Source organism: Hymenobacter psoromatis, from assembly GCA_001596155.1.
GTDB lineage: Bacteria > Bacteroidota > Bacteroidia > Cytophagales > Hymenobacteraceae > Hymenobacter.
This window is the reverse complement of sequence record CP014771.1, coordinates 646093-662391: the sequence shown is the minus strand read 5'-3', so window position 1 is coordinate 662391 and position 16299 is coordinate 646093. Positions and strand designations below refer to the sequence as shown.

General features: G+C 61.5%; 13 protein-coding genes and 1 pseudogene. 3 read left to right on the top strand and 11 right to left on the bottom strand.

Features of this window, described 5'->3' with window-relative positions:
- Positions 1-7: 7 nt before the first annotated feature.
- From A0257_02930 to A0257_02890, 9 genes and pseudogenes are all read right to left on the bottom strand, one after another.
- Complete coding sequence (locus A0257_02930; protein ID AMR26144.1) at positions 8-2059, bottom strand: six-hairpin glycosidase; 2052 nt, start codon at positions 2057-2059, stop codon at positions 8-10.
- Between the two features lie 38 nt (positions 2060-2097).
- Positions 2098-2277, bottom strand: a complete 180-nt coding sequence (locus A0257_02925) for a hypothetical protein (protein ID AMR26143.1) — start codon at positions 2275-2277, stop codon at positions 2098-2100.
- A 5-nt stretch (positions 2278-2282) separates the two neighbouring features.
- Positions 2283-3770 carry an L-arabinose isomerase gene (locus A0257_02920; protein AMR26142.1) on the bottom strand — a complete coding sequence of 496 codons (1488 nt, stop codon included), beginning with the start codon at positions 3768-3770 and terminating at the stop codon, positions 2283-2285.
- 105 nt (positions 3771-3875) lie between these two features.
- The gene (gene araD, locus A0257_02915; GenBank protein AMR26141.1) at positions 3876-4574 is read right to left on the bottom strand and encodes a ribulose phosphate epimerase; all 699 of its coding nucleotides are present in this window, start codon (positions 4572-4574) and stop codon (positions 3876-3878) included.
- Between the two features lie 151 nt (positions 4575-4725).
- Positions 4726-6396 (bottom strand): annotated as a pseudogene (locus tag A0257_02910) (ribulokinase).
- A gap of 211 nt (positions 6397-6607) precedes the next feature.
- Entirely contained in the window at positions 6608-7816 is a 1209-nt protein-coding gene (locus A0257_02905) for a galactose mutarotase (protein AMR26140.1), read from the bottom strand.
- 281 nt (positions 7817-8097) lie between these two features.
- Entirely contained in the window at positions 8098-9087 is a 990-nt protein-coding gene (locus tag A0257_02900) for a fatty acid desaturase (protein AMR26139.1), read from the bottom strand.
- Positions 9088-9173: 86 nt separating this feature from the next.
- Positions 9174-9635, bottom strand: a complete 462-nt coding sequence (locus tag A0257_02895; GenBank protein AMR26138.1) for a hypothetical protein — start codon at positions 9633-9635, stop codon at positions 9174-9176.
- Positions 9636-9699: 64 nt separating this feature from the next.
- The gene (locus A0257_02890; protein ID AMR29605.1) at positions 9700-10053 is read right to left on the bottom strand and encodes a hypothetical protein; all 354 of its coding nucleotides are present in this window, start codon (positions 10051-10053) and stop codon (positions 9700-9702) included.
- A 285-nt stretch (positions 10054-10338) separates the two neighbouring features.
- On the opposite strand from A0257_02890, the gene A0257_02885 reads away from it, so the two are divergent.
- Complete coding sequence (locus A0257_02885; GenBank protein ID AMR26137.1) at positions 10339-11352, top strand: amidohydrolase; 1014 nt, start codon at positions 10339-10341, stop codon at positions 11350-11352.
- Between the two features lie 97 nt (positions 11353-11449).
- Positions 11450-12814: a sigma-54-dependent Fis family transcriptional regulator gene (locus A0257_02880; protein ID AMR26136.1), complete on the top strand. Its 1365-nt coding sequence runs from the start codon at positions 11450-11452 to the stop codon at positions 12812-12814.
- Positions 12815-12840: 26 nt separating this feature from the next.
- Here the strand turns inward: A0257_02880 and A0257_02875 are convergent, their stop codons facing one another.
- Both A0257_02875 and A0257_02870 read right to left on the bottom strand, forming a co-directional pair.
- Positions 12841-13716 carry an aldo/keto reductase gene (locus A0257_02875; protein ID AMR26135.1) on the bottom strand — a complete coding sequence of 292 codons (876 nt, stop codon included), beginning with the start codon at positions 13714-13716 and terminating at the stop codon, positions 12841-12843.
- A 55-nt stretch (positions 13717-13771) separates the two neighbouring features.
- Positions 13772-14161, bottom strand: coding sequence for a DNA-binding protein (locus tag A0257_02870; protein AMR26134.1), 390 nt, complete (start codon positions 14159-14161; stop codon positions 13772-13774).
- 371 nt (positions 14162-14532) lie between these two features.
- Between A0257_02870 and A0257_02865 the strand changes: the two genes are divergently transcribed.
- The gene (locus A0257_02865) at positions 14533-16293 is read left to right on the top strand and encodes a hypothetical protein (protein ID AMR26133.1); all 1761 of its coding nucleotides are present in this window, start codon (positions 14533-14535) and stop codon (positions 16291-16293) included.
- Positions 16294-16299: the final 6 nt, after the last annotated feature.

Genomic DNA, 16299 nt, shown 5'->3' with positions numbered 1-16299 from the left:
TACCCCCCTACTTCGGCTCCGTCACCTCGGCCGTGGCGGGCTGGCTGAGCAGGTCGAGGTTGGTGAGCTTTTCGGGAAACCAGACCGTCATTTCGCCCTGGCCACGGTTGGCCCAGGCGTAGTACGGAATGGCCACCAGCGTGCGCGGCGTGGTGCTTACGCTCGTGCCGCTGCCATCGAGCACCACCACCGGCACGGTGGCCGTGAGGGTCGTGATGCCGTGCAGCAGCTGCGGCTGGTAGCTGGCCGCGAACTGGGTGCCGGCCGGCACCACGATGTTGCTCGTTTTGCCATTATTATCGGCCCACTCGGCGCAATACATTACCGGGCCGCGCTGCAAGGCCACCTTGCCCAGGTCGTCCTTCACGAGCGGGTTGGCCCGCACGCGGCGCACGGCCAGGGGTAGGCGGACTTCCACCACATCACGCTTGTGCCACTTACGGCTAAGCACGGCATAGCCATTTTGCCGCTGATAATCAACGGCTTTACCATTTACCCTGATAGTAGCGCGCTCGGCCGAAGGCTGCTCGAAGGTGTACAGATTCGAGGGCATGGCCTCGTTGCGAGCCCAGCCGGGAATACGCACCAGCAGGTCAAAATCGGCGGTTGCCTTAGCCGGGTCCACGGTGAATTTCAGGTCGCCGTCCCAGGGGTAATTATTCTCCTGGGTAAGCTGCACCGATTGCTTGTTCACCGTGAGGTTGGCCTGGCCGCTTACGAACAGATTGGCGTACAGAGCCCTACCCCGCTCGGCATACACGTAGCCGGGCAGCGCGGGCATGAGGCGGGCCAGGTTGGTGGGGCAGCACGAGCACTCAAACCAGCCCGCCCGCGCCGGCTCGGTTTTAGGGAAACCGGCGCTGCTCTTTATCTGCATGGCGTTGGAGTAGAAAAACGACTTGCCATCGAGCCCTACCCCCGAAATCAGGCCGTTATAGAGCACCTTCTCCATGATATCAATATACTTGGCGTCGCCGTGCAGCTGAAACATGCGCTCGTTCCAGAACACGTCGGCTACCGAAGCGCAGGTTTCGTTGTAGGCCGTGGCGTTGGGCAGCTCGTAGTTGGCCCCGAAGCGCTCGCCGCCGGGCACCGCGCCGGTGCCGCCCGTCACGTACATCTTCTTGGCTACCAGATTGTTCCAGATGGTATCCACGGCCGCCAGCAGCGGCTTATCGCTGGTGAGGGCGGCCACGTCGGCCATTGCCGAATAGAGATATTCGGCGCGCACAGCGTGGCCTTCGGCCTCGGTTTGGTCAATCACGGGCTTGTCGTCCTGCCAGTACGAGCCATTTTTCCAGGTGTCGGGGCTCTTGGGGTCGTAGCCGGGGTAGTGGCCGCGGGCATCGAGAAAGAACTTGGCCGTGCGCAGGTATTCGGGCTTGCCCGTGACGCGGTAGAGCTTCACCAGGCCCATCTCCACGATTTCGTGGCCGGGGGCCACGCGCAACTTGCCGGGACCGAACACCGCGCACACTAAATCGGCGTTTTTGAGGGCGATATTCAGCAGGGTTTTCTTGCCCGTGGCCTGGTAGTGCGCCACGGCGGCCTCGTAGAGGTGGCCGGCATCATATAGCTCGTGGCTGGCATCGCGCTCCTGGCTCCAGCGCGTGGGGCCCGACCACGGGTGCGGGTGGGCAGGGTCAATGGTGCGGGCGGTGTAGAGGTAGCCGTCGGGCTCCTGCGCCGCGCCGACCTTGGCAATCAATTCATCAATATAAGCCGACAGCTTGGCATCCGGGTACACGCTGAGCGAATATGACGCGCCCTCGATGGTCTTGTAGATGTCGGTGTCATCAAAAGGAAAGGCGGTGGCAAACTTGCCCTTGTGAGCCGCCGCCATCTCAAAGTTCTTCACCCGGTTGGTGCTTTCGCAGCGCGCAAACGAGGCCGGAATGGTCACGTCCGTATTCGTTTTGAGGCGCGGCAGCCAGAAGCTGTCTGTGAGCTTCACCCACGTAAACGGCACTGCCTGAATGGGATAATCAAGTTTTTGGGCGGCGGCGGGCAGCGCGGCGGCCAGGCTGAGGATGAGCAGGAAGGGCTTAGGTGGCAACATAGGGGGTAGGGCTTTAAGGCTGCTGCGTTCTGGCGGGGTTACTCCGCCGTTGTTTCCAGCACGTGGCTGGTAAGGGCTTCGGCGTCGTGGTCGCTGAGTACTACCCCCACTTTCTGGAGGTAATCGGGTTGAATGCACCGCACCTCTATCCCCTGGCTCTGGCACCAGGTCTGCAACAGGTGGCTAATAAGCTTGGGGCCATTGTCCACCCGCGCCAACGACCCTACCCCCGAAAAGCCACCTCATTGAACCGCAACTCGTTCTTGAAGGTCCGCAGCTTGGTATCGGCATCAATAAGCAAAAACTCGATGCCCGCCATCTCGGCGAAGTCTTCCAGGTATTCGCTGGTCAGGTTCTGGCTGAAGCCGGTGTGGTGCGCGCCGCCGGCCAGAATCCAGGCGGCCACGCCGGTTTTCAGGTCAGGCTTCACTTGCCAGAGGATGCGAGCGACGGGCAGGTGGGGCAGCTCGTGCTCGGGGGCCACGGCCACTACCTCGTTGACAATCAGCCGAAAACGGTTGCCCAGGTCCACGATGGTAGCGTTCAGGCCCTCGCCGGCCGGGCAGTTGAAGACCAGGCGCACCGGGTCTTCCTTCCCACCGATGCCCAGCGGATGCACCTCGGCGCGCACCTTGCCCGCGGCAATGCTGGGGCAGATTTCGAGCATGTGCGAGCCCAATACCTGCTCGTTACCGGGCGCGAAGTGGTAGGTGTAGTCCTCCATAAACGAGTTGCCGCCAGGCAGGCCCGTGCCCATCACCTTCATGGCGCGCACCAGGGCGGCGGTTTTCCAGTCGCCCTCGCCGCCGAAGCCGTAGCCATCGGCCATCAGGCGCTGGGTGGCGATGCCGGGCAGCTGTTTCAGGCCGTGCAAATCTTCGAAGGTGTCGGTGAAGCCTTTGGCGTGGCGGTCGGTCAGGAACTTGCGCAGGCCGGCCTCGATGCGGGCCGCGTCGCGCAGGCTTTCGCGCCTGGCACCGCCTTGTTTGAGGTCGTCGGCCAGCTCGTATTCCTTTTCGTAGGTAGCTAGCAAATCGGCAATCTGCGCGTCGGTCACGGCGTTTACTTCGGCTACTAAATCGCCGATGCCGTAGGTATTCACCTCGTAGCCAAACTTGATTTCGGCCTCTACTTTGTCGCCCTCGGTCACGGCCACGTAGCGCATGTTGTCGCCGAAGCGCACGAAATGCGCGCCCTGCCAGTCGGCCCAGGCGCAGGCCACGCGGCTCCAGATGCCAAGGCGCTCGTGCACGTCGGCGCTCTGCCAGTGGCCCACTATCACCTTGCGGCTCAGGCGCATCCGCGACACGATAAACCCAAACTCGCGGTCGCCGTGCGCCGACTGGTTGGTGTTCATGAAATCCATGTCAATGGCATCCCAGGGAATGTCGCGGTTGTACTGCGTGTGCAGGTGGGCCAGCGGCTTCTGCAGGATTTTCAGGCCGTTAATCCACATCTTGGCCGGCGAGAAAGTGTGCATCCAGGCAATCAGGCCCACGCAGTTCGGCGTAGTATTGGCCTCCTGCATCAGCTTGAAAATCTCGGCCGGACCGGTGAGCACCGGCTTGTACACGATTTTGATGGGCAACTTGGTGCCCAGCTCTTTAGCAATTTCCTGCGAGTGCCGGGCCACCTGCTCCAGCGTTTCGGGGCCGTAGAGGTGCTGGCTACCAGTGATGAACCAGGCTTCGTAATGCGAAATGTCAATCATGGAAAGTAGGGTGTAGGGGCGGGGCTTGTCCCCGCCCGTCGTATGGGTAGTTTGGGTGTTGCTTGGCCGTCATCGTTCAACGGCGGGCGGGGGCAAGCCCCGCCCCTACTGCCCGTAGTAGGAAGTAGGGCCGTGCTTGCGCTCGTAGTGCTTGTTAATCAACGCCTCTTTCAGCCGCGCTACCCCCGGCCGCAGCGTGCAGCTGAGGTAGGCCAGGCGGGCCACTTCTTCGAGCACCGCGCTGTGGTACACGGCTTTCTCCACGGTTTTTCCCCAGGTGAAGGGCGCGTGGTTGCCCACGAGTATCATCTCCACCTCGCTGGGCGAGAGGCCGCGCTTTTTGAATTCATTGATGATTTGCCAGCCGGTCTGGTGCTCGTAGTCGCCGGCAATCAGCTCGTCGCTCATGGGCGGGGCGCAGGGCACGTCGGCGGTGAGGTGGTCGGCGTGGGTAGTGCCCAAAATCGGAATATCGAGCTGCGCCTGCGCCCAGGCCGTAGCGTAAGTGCTGTGCGTGTGCACGATACCGCCAATCATGGGCCACTCTTTGAAGAGCAGCGCGTGCGTTTTGGTATCGCTGCTGGGGCGTTTGGTGCCCTCCACCACGGTGTTGTCGAAATCGACAATCACGATGTCCTCCGCCTTCAGCGCGGCGTAGGGCACGCCGCTGGGCTTGATGGCGAACACGCTCCGCGCGCGGTCCACCACGCTCGCGTTGCCAAAAGTGAAGAGCACCAGCCCCAACGCCGGTAATTGCATATTGGCCTCGTAGCAGGCTTGTTTTAAGTCTTGGTATGAACTCATTTTTAAGCGAATAAGGACGTCATGCTCATCTGATGTACGCTTGCCGAAGCATCTCGCTCGCGTCGTTGAACGATTGGGTTAGTGCTGCACGCGAGATGCTTCGGCAAGCGTACATCAGATGAGCATGACGTTCGGTAGTAGTTTGAGAGATGGTGCTTTCCACAAATTGCCCCAATGCCTGGTACTGCCGGTAGCGGGCGGCGTAGTCGGCCACGCGGGCGGGAGTAGGGATATAGGTTTCGGCAAAGCCGCTACCCATTGCCTTTTGGGCGGCCAGCACATCAGGGTAAATGCCCGCCGCCACGGCCGCGTACATGGCCGCGCCCAGCGCCGGCGCTTGCTCCGACACGGCAATTTTGATGGGCCGGTCGAGCACGTCGGCCAGCGTCTGCATCACGAAGGCCGATTTTTTTGCTACCCCCCCTATGCCAATCACTTGCCGGATGGGGATGCCTTCGCGCTCGAAGCGCTCCACAATCTGCTTCGAGCCGTAGCAGATGGCCTCGACCAGCGCCCGGAAAATCTGCGGGGCCGAGGTGCCCATCGTCAGGTTCAGCAGCGCGCCTTTGAGGGCCTGGTTGGCGTCGGGCGTGCGGCGGCCGTTCACCCAGTCGAGGGCGATGACGCTGCTCTCGGCGGGGTCCACTTCCGAGGCGGCCTGCGTGAGCTGGCGCAGCAGGTTGTCGCTCAGCTCCTGGTGAAACAGGGCCAGCTGCTCGGCGCTCAGCACCTGCGAGTGGGCCAGCGTAGCGGCCTGCAAAGGCCACTCCAGCATCTGCCGGAACCAGGCCAGCAAATCGCCAAAGGCCGACTGCCCGGCCTCCAACCCCACCATGCCCGGAATCACCGAGCCATCGACCTGCCCGCAAATGCCGGCCACCAGGTGGTCGCCCACCTCGGCGGTCGGGGCCACTACAATGTCGCAGGTGCTGGTGCCCATCACCTTCACCATCGAGTACGACTCGATTTCGCCGGCCACCGCGCCCGCGTGGGCATCGAACGAGCCCACGGCGATTACCGTGCTGGTAGTCAGGCCCAGGCGCGCGGCCCATTCTTCGGATAAATGCCCGGCTACCTGGTCGGCGGTGTACGTTTCCGTAAACAATCGATTGCGTAAACCGGCCAGCTTTGGGTCGAGGTGCGTCAGGAAATCCTCGGGGGGTAGGCCGCCCCAACTGGCGTGCCACAAGGCCTTGTGGCCGGCAGCGCAGCGGCTGCGCTTGAACCCGGCCAGCGGCTGGCCGGTGAGCGTGAGCGTCAGCCAGTCGCAGTGCTCCATCCAGGAATAGGCGGCGCGGGCCACGGCCTCATCCTCGCGCACCACGTGCAGTATTTTGGCCCAAAACCACTCCGAGGAATAGATGCCACCGGAATATTTCGTAAAATCCTCGCTGCCCCAGGTGCGGGCTTTGTGGTTGATTTCGGCGGCCTCGGCCAGGGCCGTGTGGTCTTTCCAGAGCACGAACAGCGCGTTGGGATTTTCCGCGAATTCGGGCAGCATACCCAGCAGCTGGCCCTGCGCGTTCACGGGGCCGGGCGTGGAGCCGGTGGTGTCAATGGCGAGGCCCAGAATCTGGGCGACGGGCACTTTCAGCGCCACTTCGCGCACCGTGGCTTCAAGGCCTTCGAGGTAGTCGAGGGGGTGCTGGCGGAAGCGGTTTTTAGCGGGGTTACAGTACTGGCCCTGCTTCCAGCGGGGGTAGTAGTGCACGGCCTGCGCCACTTCGGCACCGGTGCGGGCATCCACGAGCAGCGCTCGCACCGAGTCAGTGCCGTAGTCGAGGCCAATGACGTAAGCCGGAGAGGCGGATTGAGTTGGCATGGTGTTTTTTGAATTATGAATTAGAAATTATGAATTGGACTTATGCAAATCGTTTGTCATGGCTTCGCAGCGCTCGCCACGACAAACGATTTGCATAAGTCCTAATAAATTGGAAATCATGGGTTATAAATTGAAAAACAGCATTTTGGCTAACCGTGTCCATTGGCCCTTTTCAATTCATAATTCATAATTTCTAATTCATAATTAATCCTCACTTCCGCACTCCAAACGTGTAGCTGGTAGTGGTGTGGTAGGTTTCGCCCGGCTTCAGAATAGTGTTCGGAAACTTCGGCTGGTTGGGCGAGTCGGGGAAGTGCTGGGTTTCGAGGCAGAAGCCGGCGTGCTTGCCATACACTACCCCCCCTTCGCCGGTCAACGAGCCGTCGAGGAAGTTGCCGGTGTAGAACTGCACGCCGGGCTGGTCGGTGGTTACTTCCAGGGTGCGGCCGGTGGTGGGCTCATACACGGTGGCGGCGCTGTGCTGGCCGGTGGCCTGGTTCAGCACCCAGTTATGGTCGTAGCCGCCGGGCACCTGCGCGATGCGCTCGCCGATGGCGTGGGGGGTAGTAAAATCGAAGGGCGTGCCTTTCACCGGCCGCAGTTCGCCGGTCGGAATCAGGTTGGCATCGACCACCGTGTAGCGGTCAGCCGGAATGGTCATTATGTGGGCCAGCACGTCCTTGCTCTGGCCCAGGGCCAGGTTGAAGTAGGAGTGATTGGTGAGGTTGACCGGCGTGGCCTTGTCAGTGGTGGCGGTGTAGTCGATTTTGAGGGCGTTGTCGGCGGTGAGGGTATAGACCACCGTCACGTGCAGGTTGCCGGGGTAGCCCTCCTCGCCATCCTTGCTGAGGTAAGTCAGCGTCAGGGTCTGGCCATCGGCCGAGGTGCCGGGCTTGGCGGCCCACACCTTCTGGTTGAAGCCCACGTTGCCGCCGTGCAGCGAGTTGCCATTATTATTAATGCCGACGTGGTAGGTCTTGCCATCAATGGTAAACTGGCCCTTGGCGATGCGGTTGCCGTAGCGCCCGATGAGCGCGCCGAAGTACGGGTTCGCCTTCTTAAACGCGGGGCTGAGGTAGCCATCCGCTTTATCAAAACCCAGGATAACGTCGCTCAGCTTGCCGTCCTTGTCGGGCACGAGCAGGCTGGTGAGCGTGCCGCCATAGGTGCTGACAGTGGCCTGGAGGCCGTGGGCGTTGGCGAGGGTAAATAGCTGAATTTCAGTACAGTCGGCAGTTTTGCCAAACGCAGTGGAAGTAGGCATGGTGGCGGAAGCGCTAGTGCTGGTCGCAGTCGCCTCGGCCGGGGCCGAAGTGGTAGCCGCTTCCTGGCTGGTGGTAGAATTGGACGAGCAGGCGGCCAGCAGTAGAGCGCTGCCGAAGCCAACGGCAAGTACGCGAAGGCGCGGGGTGGTGAGCATGAACGAGGAGGGAAAGATTAAAAAACGGACGCTTTTTGCGTAAATATGCCCCCTTCGAGGCATACACCATATAGCCACCGGAAAAATTATTTCTCCTCTCCTACTTACTCACATTAACGATTGTGTAAACCAATAGCCGGCTTCGGCCCCGGCTATTGATGGCCAGTGCGCGCGGCGGCAGGCACCGGCCAACGCAAAAAACCCCCACTACCAGCCGTTTCAGGCTGCGTAGGGGGGGTAGGGATTGCTAGTCAATTAGCCAGGGATGACGGGTAGCCGGGCTACTTGGCCACGGGTACCATAGGTGCCAGCTTGCTGGCTACGTGCTCGCCGCGCACCAGGCGCGAGTAGAGCGAGATTTCCTGGTCGAAGAGAAAGCGGAGCAGCACTTTGGTGTAGCTGGTGTGGTGCAGCAGCGGCTCGTAGAACTCGGGGGCCAGCTTGCGCAGTTCGGGCAGCTTGTTCCAGGGCACGCCGGGCAGGTCGTGGTGCTCGTTGTGGTAGCCGATGTTGAGGTGCACGCCGTTGAGGCGGCCGTAGTAGGAGGTTGTTTCCTGCTCGGGGCTGAGCATGAGGTAGTGTTCCTGAATCCAGCGGGCGCCCACCGGGTGCAGGCTCACCGAAAACCAGAAGCTGAAAAACAGGTAGATAAATGCCGACGGCCCCAGCCACAGGTACATGCCTAGGTTGAAGGCAATCTGGGCCGCCCAGTTGGCGGCGATATACTTATCGAACGGCACCACGCTGCGGCACCGAAACGTGCGTACCAGCTGAAAAATGGGGAAGAAAAACAGCCACACGGCCTTGCCAATGGCATAGTGCTGAATAAGCTTGGCCTCGTAGTGGTCGGGCAGGTCGGCATCGTGCTCAAAGTGGCCGAGCGCCGAGTGGTGCTTGAGGTGGTACTTGCGGAAGCTCATGGCCGTGGGCAGCACCATCGGCAGGTTGGCCCCGATGCCCACCGCCGCATTGGCCCACTGGCCCTTGAAAACCAGGTTGTGGGTAGCCTCGTGAATGATGACGAACAGCGTGTGGCAGATGAACGCGCCCACCAGGTAGGCCACGGCCAGCGACCAGTACCAGGCCTGCCCGCGCAGCAGGTAGGTAAGCAGCACCTGGGCCGCCACGCAGCCCGCCGTGATGAGGGCCGTGGTGGAGTTGCGGGTCATCAGGCGCTTTACTTCGGGGTGCGCCTTGAGCAGCTGGCGGGCGCGCACGTGGTGCGATACCGGCTCGGCGGTAGGAATGTAGGCGAGGGGGGCGGTAGCCATAAAGAGTAGGGGGACCCGGCAAAAGCAGCCTGGGACTGCTAAGGTAACCCCTTTTCGGCGCGCAAGTTTGCCGGCACCCTACCTCCCTACCCTGGCTCCGGGGCCTTGATGCGGGGGTCGAAGGCAAAATCCTCGCGGCCCGCGATGCGAATTTGGCTAAAGTCGGGGTGCCGGGTGTTGAGCACGTAGTTGTGCTCGTGGGCGATGATGGAGGAAGGCACCCGCAGCACGGCCGCCGCCTGCCGACGGTACCAGGCTGCCCCCAGCGGCTGGCAGCGGGCGTAGGCGCTGGTCGGCTGCCAATCAGGGGGTAGCTGGTCCAAGGTTAACTCTTCTACCAACAATTCATCCGGCACGGCTATCCGTATGACCGTGAATAGGTTATTCAATCCTTCGCCGCTGCGGTGCACCACGTTTTCGAGGCAGGCCAGGGCCCGGCTGCCGGCGGCATAAATAACGAACTGCCCGCGCTCGTTCCAGCGGCCCGAGTTACCGGAGGCCACCAGCTCGCCCGCGTACTTGGTCAGGCAAATGCGGTAGATTTCCACTAGTGAATCTGGCTGGTATGCTGTGGGCTTTTTTCCTGAACGAAAGCTAAGTGCTTAAAAAAAATCAGGCAAAGTCGCCGTAAGCAATGCGGCTTACTTCCTCGGCTACCAGGTCGATGCCGCCGCTGGTTTGGAGCAGGGCGAGGGGCGGCTGGTTGTCGAGGCCAAACGCGGGCTTACCCAGCCAGCGCCGAAACGCCGTGGGCTCGCCAAATACCTCGCCGCCCTGCCGGGCCAGGGCCAATAGCTTGAGCACCTGCTCGCTGGCGGCGGGCGCGAGGCGCTTGTTGGCGTCGCGGTAGGTGCGCAGGGTTTTGGTGGTGGTGTGCAGCAGGTCGGCCAGCTCGTCGGTGCTCAGCAGCAATAAGTTAGCCACGGCGAAGGCCGATTTGGCGGGCACGCCGGAGCGCGCCTCCATCACGAGGGCGAACGAATCGGTGACAACGGCGGCCAGGCTGGTCAGCGCCGCCGGCAGGTGGCTGGAAACGTAGGTTGGCGTGGCAAGCATAGGATAAATAAAAGTGGCCTAGACCCATACGACTGGGCTAAGACCCGGCAAAGATGGGAAATTTTTCTTTACAAAACGGAAATTTTTCCTTTTTGTTCCGCAGTTCTCCTTTGTATAGTGAGCAAAGCCCGTAACGCTGGCAGCAAGCTAGCCGTTTGTAGCCAACTCCTTTTCCACTTTTCTACCCTGCTTTTTATGCCTTCCCTACCCCTGCCCCAGCGCATTATAGCGCTCGAAGAACATGTTTCGCTACCCGACATGATTAAGCGCATCAGCCCGGCCGCCCGGCAGCAATCAGGTTGGCCCGCCGACGATGACCCAAACTCACCCGTGCAGCAACAGCAGCAAAAGCTGGCCGAAGTTGGCCCCGAGCGCCTGCGCCTGATGGACGAGGCCGGCATCACGATGCAGGTGCTGTCCATTTCGGGGCCGGGGGCCGAGCTGCTGTCACCGGAAGAAGGCCCGGCTTTCGCGCGCGAATACAACGACCGGCTGGCCGGCCTCATTGCCCCGCATCCTGACCGTTTTGCTGGCTTTGCCCACCTGCCCACCACCAACCCCGAGGCGGCGGCCAGCGAGCTGACGCGCACCGTGCGCGAACACCACTTTCGGGGGGCGCTGATTAGCGGTACCGTTCAAAATCAATTTCTCGACAGCCCGCAGTTTGCGCCGCTGCTGGCGCAGGCCCAGGAACTGAACGTGCCGCTTTATCTGCATCCTGGGGTGCCGCCCGCCCCGGTGCGGGCCATTTATTACGAAAATCTACCCAATGGCTTAGGCCAGAATCTGGGCATGGCGGGCTTTGGCTGGCACGCCGAAACCGCCATTCACATCCTACGGCTCATCGTGAGCGGTACGCTGGAACGCTACCCCCACCTCAAGCTCCTTATTGGCCACATGGGCGAAATGCTGCCCGTGATGATGGCCCGCGCCGACCAGACGATGCCTCCCAGCCAGACCAAGCTGCCGCGCAGCATCAGCCAGACGCTGCGCGACCAGGTGTATATTACCACCAGCGGCATCTTCACGCGCCCGCCACTGGAAGCCGCATTGGCGACGTTTGGCCTAGATAATATACTGTTTTCCGTCGATTACCCCTTCGCCCCCAACGCGGCGGGCCACGCGTTTTTGGCGGGCCTGGAGCTGCCGCCCGCCGACGTTGCCAAGCTCGCCTACGGCAACGCCGACCGGGTGCTGGGCTTGCGGTAGCGCGAACTTTGTAGTTCGCGTTCGCGCGCCGTTAGTTTATCCGCCCAACCTGCGCGAGAACGCGAGCTACTAAGTTCATGCTCCCGCCCTACCCCCCATGACCCCGCCTGCCCTGCTTCTGATTGACGACGAAACCCGCCTGCGCCAGGTACTGACGCGGGTGCTGGAGCTGGAAGGCTACCTCGTGCTGCAAGCCCCCGATGCCCGGCGCGGCCTGCAACTATTGGCCGAGCACGCCGACGAAATCCTGGTCATTCTCTCCGATGTGAAGCTGCCCGACGGCCACGGCGTGGCCCTGCTGCCGCGTTACCAAGCCGCCGCGCCGCTGGCCGAAATCATCCTGCTCACCGCCTACGGCACCGTGCCCGACGGGGTGCAGGCCATGAAACAGGGCGCGTTTGACTACTTAACGAAAGGCGATTCTGACGACCAGCTGGTGGTGGTGGTAGCCCGCGCAATGGAGAAAGCCCAGCTGCGCCGCCGCGTGGCCGAACTGGAGAAGCAGGTGAGCCAGCCGTACACTTTCGCGGCCATGATTGGGCAGTCGGCCGCGCTGAGCAAAGCCAAAGCACTGGCCGAGCGCGTGGCCCTCACCGACAGCACGGTGCTGCTCGAAGGGCCGACCGGCGCGGGCAAGGAGCTGTTTGCCCAGGCCATTCACCAGGCCAGCGGGCGGCGCGGGCGGCCGCTGGTAGCCGTCAATTGCAGCGCTTTTCCAAAAGACTTGCTGGAGTCGGAGCTGTTTGGCTACCGGAAAGGAGCTTTTACGGGCGCGCTTTCGGATAAAAAAGGCTTATTGGAAGAAGCCAGCGGCGGCACGCTCTTTCTGGATGAAATCGGGGAGCTGGACCTGGCCGTGCAGGCCAAGTTTTTGCGGGTGCTCGAAACCCAGGAATTCACTAAGGTTGGGGATACCCGGCCCACTAAAGTGAACGTGCGCCTCATTGCGGCTACCAACCGCAACCTGCGCCAGGAAGCCGCCGAAGGTCACTTTCGGCCCGATTTATACTATCGCCTCGCGGTGTTTGAGCTGGCCGTGCCGCCGCTCAGCGCCCGGCCCGCCGACGTGGCTCCGCTGGCCGAGCACTTCCTGCGCCTCTTTGCTGCCAAGCTGCGCAAGCGTCTGCCCGGCTTCGAGCCCGAAGCGCTGGCCCGCTTGGCACGCTACCCCTGGCCGGGCAATGTGCGCGAGCTAAAGAACGTGCTGGAGCGCGCCGCCATCCTGGCCGCTGACAACCAGCCCCTGACCGTGGACGACCTGCCGCCCGAGTTTCAACACCTGCCCGCCGCCCCTACCCCCCCTGACCCTGCCGACCGCAGCCTGCGCGCCGTGGAGGGCCGCCACATCGGGCAGGTGCTGCGCGAAACCGGCGGCAACAAGATGGAGGCCGCCCGCCAGCTCGGTATCGGCGTGAAGACGCTGTATCGCAAGATTGAGGAATTTGGGCTGGGTAGGGAGTAGAGACGTAGCTTGTTTTTTTCAGCACGTTAGCCCAAGAACATCAACTCCTCTTTTGAGAGCGAAATGTCCGCGGCTTTTATGTTTTCTTCCAGATGCCGGATGGAGGTTGTGCCGGGAATGGGTAATATCCACGCCGACTGATGCAGTAGCCACGCCAGGTTGAGCTGCGCGACCGTCACCCCTTTGGCAGCGGCTATCTCCTGCAGCTTGTTTTGCCCGGTTGGCAAGGACGTTTGGAGGGAAAAAAATGGAATAAAGGGAATGTGGTGTTTCTCGCACAAGGGCAGCAGTTCCCCACCCTGCATTCCAAAAGGATTGTTCGGGTCAGTAAGCCGCTGCGTATAGCTGTACAGGTTCTCGACGCTGGCAACTTTACCCAGCTTGCGGGCGGTGTCAAACTGCGTAATAGTCGCGTTCGTCAGGCCGACGTGCAGAATTTTACCCTCGCGCTGCAACGCTAGCATGGTGGCGAATGATTCCTCATAGGCACCCGGATTATTCACGGCCATACCAAAATGCACCAGGGGCAGTTGCTCCAGTTTCAACTCGTGCAGGTTGTTTTCGACACTTTTCCGTAGTTCCTCAGGCTTCGCATAAGGCAGCCAGCTTTTGTCCGCTCCCCGTGTTCCGCCCACTTTGGTTGCGATAATCAGGTCGGCCGGATAAGGGTGCAAAGCCTCCGCGAGCAGTTTGTTGGTTACCCCCGGCCCGTAAAAATCGGCGGTATCAAAAAAGTTAACTCCCAGCTCCACGGCTCTTCGCAAGAGGGCAATGGCCCCCTCACGGTCGCGCGGCTCCCCCCATATCTCCTCTCCGGTCAGCCGCATGGTTCCGTAACCGGGGGTGCGAGCGGTTAGCGGGCTGGTCGTATCCGCGCCAATAGTAATTATCTTGTTGCTCATTTTCTTGCAGTTAACGAGTTTTATTTTTTTGTTAGTGGAGATGTCTACTACTTGTTTAGGTAGCGGGCCGCTCGATAGATTTCCGGTATAAAGAGGGTGTCAGGCCCGCAAACTTTTTAAAGAACTTGGTGAAGTTTGAAACGTCATAATCCAGCTTGTGCGCGATTTGATTGATAGGCAAACTACTATCATTCAGCAACTTCTTGGCTTCGAGCAAGATTCTTTGCTGATAGAAGTAGCAGGCATGATGTCCCGTTTCCAGCTTGATTACCTTACTTAAGTGAATGGGATGCAGGCAGATGATTCCGGCAATCTCCTTGAGTTCGTACATTTTAGTGACCCGTCCGGCCAGGAAGTCAGTCAAATGACTGTCCAGCACCTGCTTAAACTGGGCAACTATCTCCGCTTTCCGGGAAATAGAGAGGTCGGGAAGTTTAGCCGTCATATTACGTCTGAAGTTGCGGGTGCAAATTTAGGAAGGCCCATTTTCTTAAAATGGTGAGGTATCAAGTTTTTGCTAAATGCTGGTGCCTAGCTTTTACGCACGACTCATTCTGGGTGCGATTGCTTCGCAGGCTCGCAATGACCGGCGATTTGGCCTGGTATTCGTGCCCCATTTTGACCTGGCCACCGGGTCAAAATGACCCACCAGGCAGGTGAGGCCCTGCGTCGAAATTCGATAATAACAAATTTATCAAGCTGATTATCAGCATAAAAATAATCTCTACCCCCTCCTTTTTCTTGTAAGGCCCTTCATTCGCTACTGTTGGCTTACCGGCACCGCATCAGCGGCGCATACCGGTTGCCATTATGCGTTTGCACACCAAAATAACGTTGGGTTTCCTGGCTATGCTGGGGTTGCTGCTGGGCATTTCCTTTTACGCCTCCGTCACGCTGAGCCGGCTCGACCGGGCCAACCGGACGGTATTGCAGGACAACTTTTACTCGGTGCAGCTGGGTCAGGGCATGTTGCAGGCTCTGGATGAGTTGGCGGCCGTCCCGGCCGCCGCGCCGGCTCTGGGCCGCCTGCACGGCCTGCTGGCCCGCGAGGCTGCCAACATCACTGAGCCCGGCGAGCGCCGCCTCGTTGATAGCCTTACCCAGGTGCTGAGCGCCTACCCCGGCCCGGATGCCGCCGCCAGCCAGGCGCGGCTGCGCCAGCTCACGCACCGCGTGGTGGGGCTCAACCTGACGGCCCTGGCCCGCAAAAACGGCCAGGCAATGCACGCCGCCGCCCAGGCCAAAAACTACCTGCTGCTGTTCAGTGTGCTGAGCGCCCTGGTGGGCCTGATGCTGGTGGGCAGCGTGCCACAGGCGGCCGTGGGCGGCCTGCGCAAGCTGGCCGCCAGCCTCGACCACGCCACGCGCACCGACTTCGCGGCCACCGTGCCCATCGAGAGCAGCGATGAGGTGGGCCAGGTGACAGCCGCCTTCAACCGCCTGCTGGTACACGTGCAGGACATTCGCAGCCACAGCCTGGCCGATGTCGTGACGGAGCGCAACCGCACCAGTGGCCTCGTGCAAACCCTGGGCGAGCCGATTTTCCTGCTTGACCCCAGCCGCCGGCTGCTCGTGGCCAACCCCGCCGCCTGCACCCTGCTGGACCTGCCCGAAGGCCGCATTCTGGGCCGCCCGGCCACTGAGCTGGCCCAGGACAACCCGGTTTTTGCGCAGCTGCTGGCTCCGGCGCTGCTGCCGGTGGGCCAGCGGCCCGCCGGTCCGCAGCCCTTTTCAGTGGTGGGGACCGATGGCACGCCGGCGCACTACCAGCTGGCCGTGCATGAGGCGGTGGCCTTCAATGAGGCGCGCGACCAGATGGAGGCCGTGGGCACGGTGCTGGCCCTGCGCAACGTGTCGGCTTTTCGGCAGCTCGACCAGACTAAATCTGACTTTCTGGCCACGGCCGCGCACGAGCTGAAAACGCCGCTTTCAAGCATTAACTTCAACCTCAAGCTCTTGCACGACCCGCGCGTGGGTGGCCTCAACGCGGAGCAGCAGGAGATTGTCACCACCATAAAGGCGGAAAACCAGCGCCTGCTGCGCCTGGTGGGCGAACTACTGACCGTGGCGCAGCTCGACGTGGGCCAGGGCATTGCCCTCGACTCGCGCCCGCTGGCCGTGGCCGACCTGGTGGCGGCCGCCACCACGCCCCTGCAAGGGCAACTGCGGGCACGCCACCTCACCCTCGACACCCTGCTACCTGCCGACTTGCCGCCTATCCGCGCCGACCACGAAAAAACCGCCTGGGTGCTACTCAACCTGCTGGTGAACGCCGTGCGCTACTCGCCCGAGCAGGGGCACATTCTGCTCAGCGCCGCCCCTACCCCCGACCTGCGGGCCGTGCGCGTGCAGGTGCAGGACCACGGCCCCGGCATTGCGGCGGCCGACCAGCAGCGCATTTTCGAGCGCTTCGCCCAAGGCCCCGCCCCTACCCCCGCCGGCGCGGCCGACGACCACGGCACCGGCCTGGGCCTGAGCATCTCGCGCGAGTTTATTGCCAGCCAGGGCGGCGAGCTGGGCGTGGAGAGCACCGCCGGCCAGGGCAGTATTTTTTACTTCACACTGCCCGTGGCCTGAGCATAC

What these genes read in the sequence shown, in the direction of transcription:
- A0257_02875 (AMR26135.1), bottom strand. Translation starts at nt 13,716, where the DNA reads ATGAGCAACAAGATAATTACTATTGGCGCGGATACGACCAGCCCGCTA.
- araD (AMR26141.1), bottom strand. Translation starts at nt 4,574, where the DNA reads ATGAGTTCATACCAAGACTTAAAACAAGCCTGCTACGAGGCCAATATG.
- A0257_02905 (AMR26140.1), bottom strand. Translation starts at nt 7,816, where the DNA reads ATGCTCACCACCCCGCGCCTTCGCGTACTTGCCGTTGGCTTCGGCAGC.
- A0257_02920 (AMR26142.1), bottom strand. Translation starts at nt 3,770, where the DNA reads ATGATTGACATTTCGCATTACGAAGCCTGGTTCATCACTGGTAGCCAG.
- A0257_02930 (AMR26144.1), bottom strand. Translation starts at nt 2,059, where the DNA reads ATGTTGCCACCTAAGCCCTTCCTGCTCATCCTCAGCCTGGCCGCCGCG.
- A0257_02870 (AMR26134.1), bottom strand. Translation starts at nt 14,161, where the DNA reads ATGACGGCTAAACTTCCCGACCTCTCTATTTCCCGGAAAGCGGAGATA.
- A0257_02880 (AMR26136.1), top strand. Translation starts at nt 11,450, where the DNA reads ATGACCCCGCCTGCCCTGCTTCTGATTGACGACGAAACCCGCCTGCGC.
- A0257_02885 (AMR26137.1), top strand. Translation starts at nt 10,339, where the DNA reads ATGCCTTCCCTACCCCTGCCCCAGCGCATTATAGCGCTCGAAGAACAT.
- A0257_02900 (AMR26139.1), bottom strand. Translation starts at nt 9,087, where the DNA reads ATGGCTACCGCCCCCCTCGCCTACATTCCTACCGCCGAGCCGGTATCG.
- A0257_02890 (AMR29605.1), bottom strand. Translation starts at nt 10,053, where the DNA reads ATGGAGGCGCGCTCCGGCGTGCCCGCCAAATCGGCCTTCGCCGTGGCT.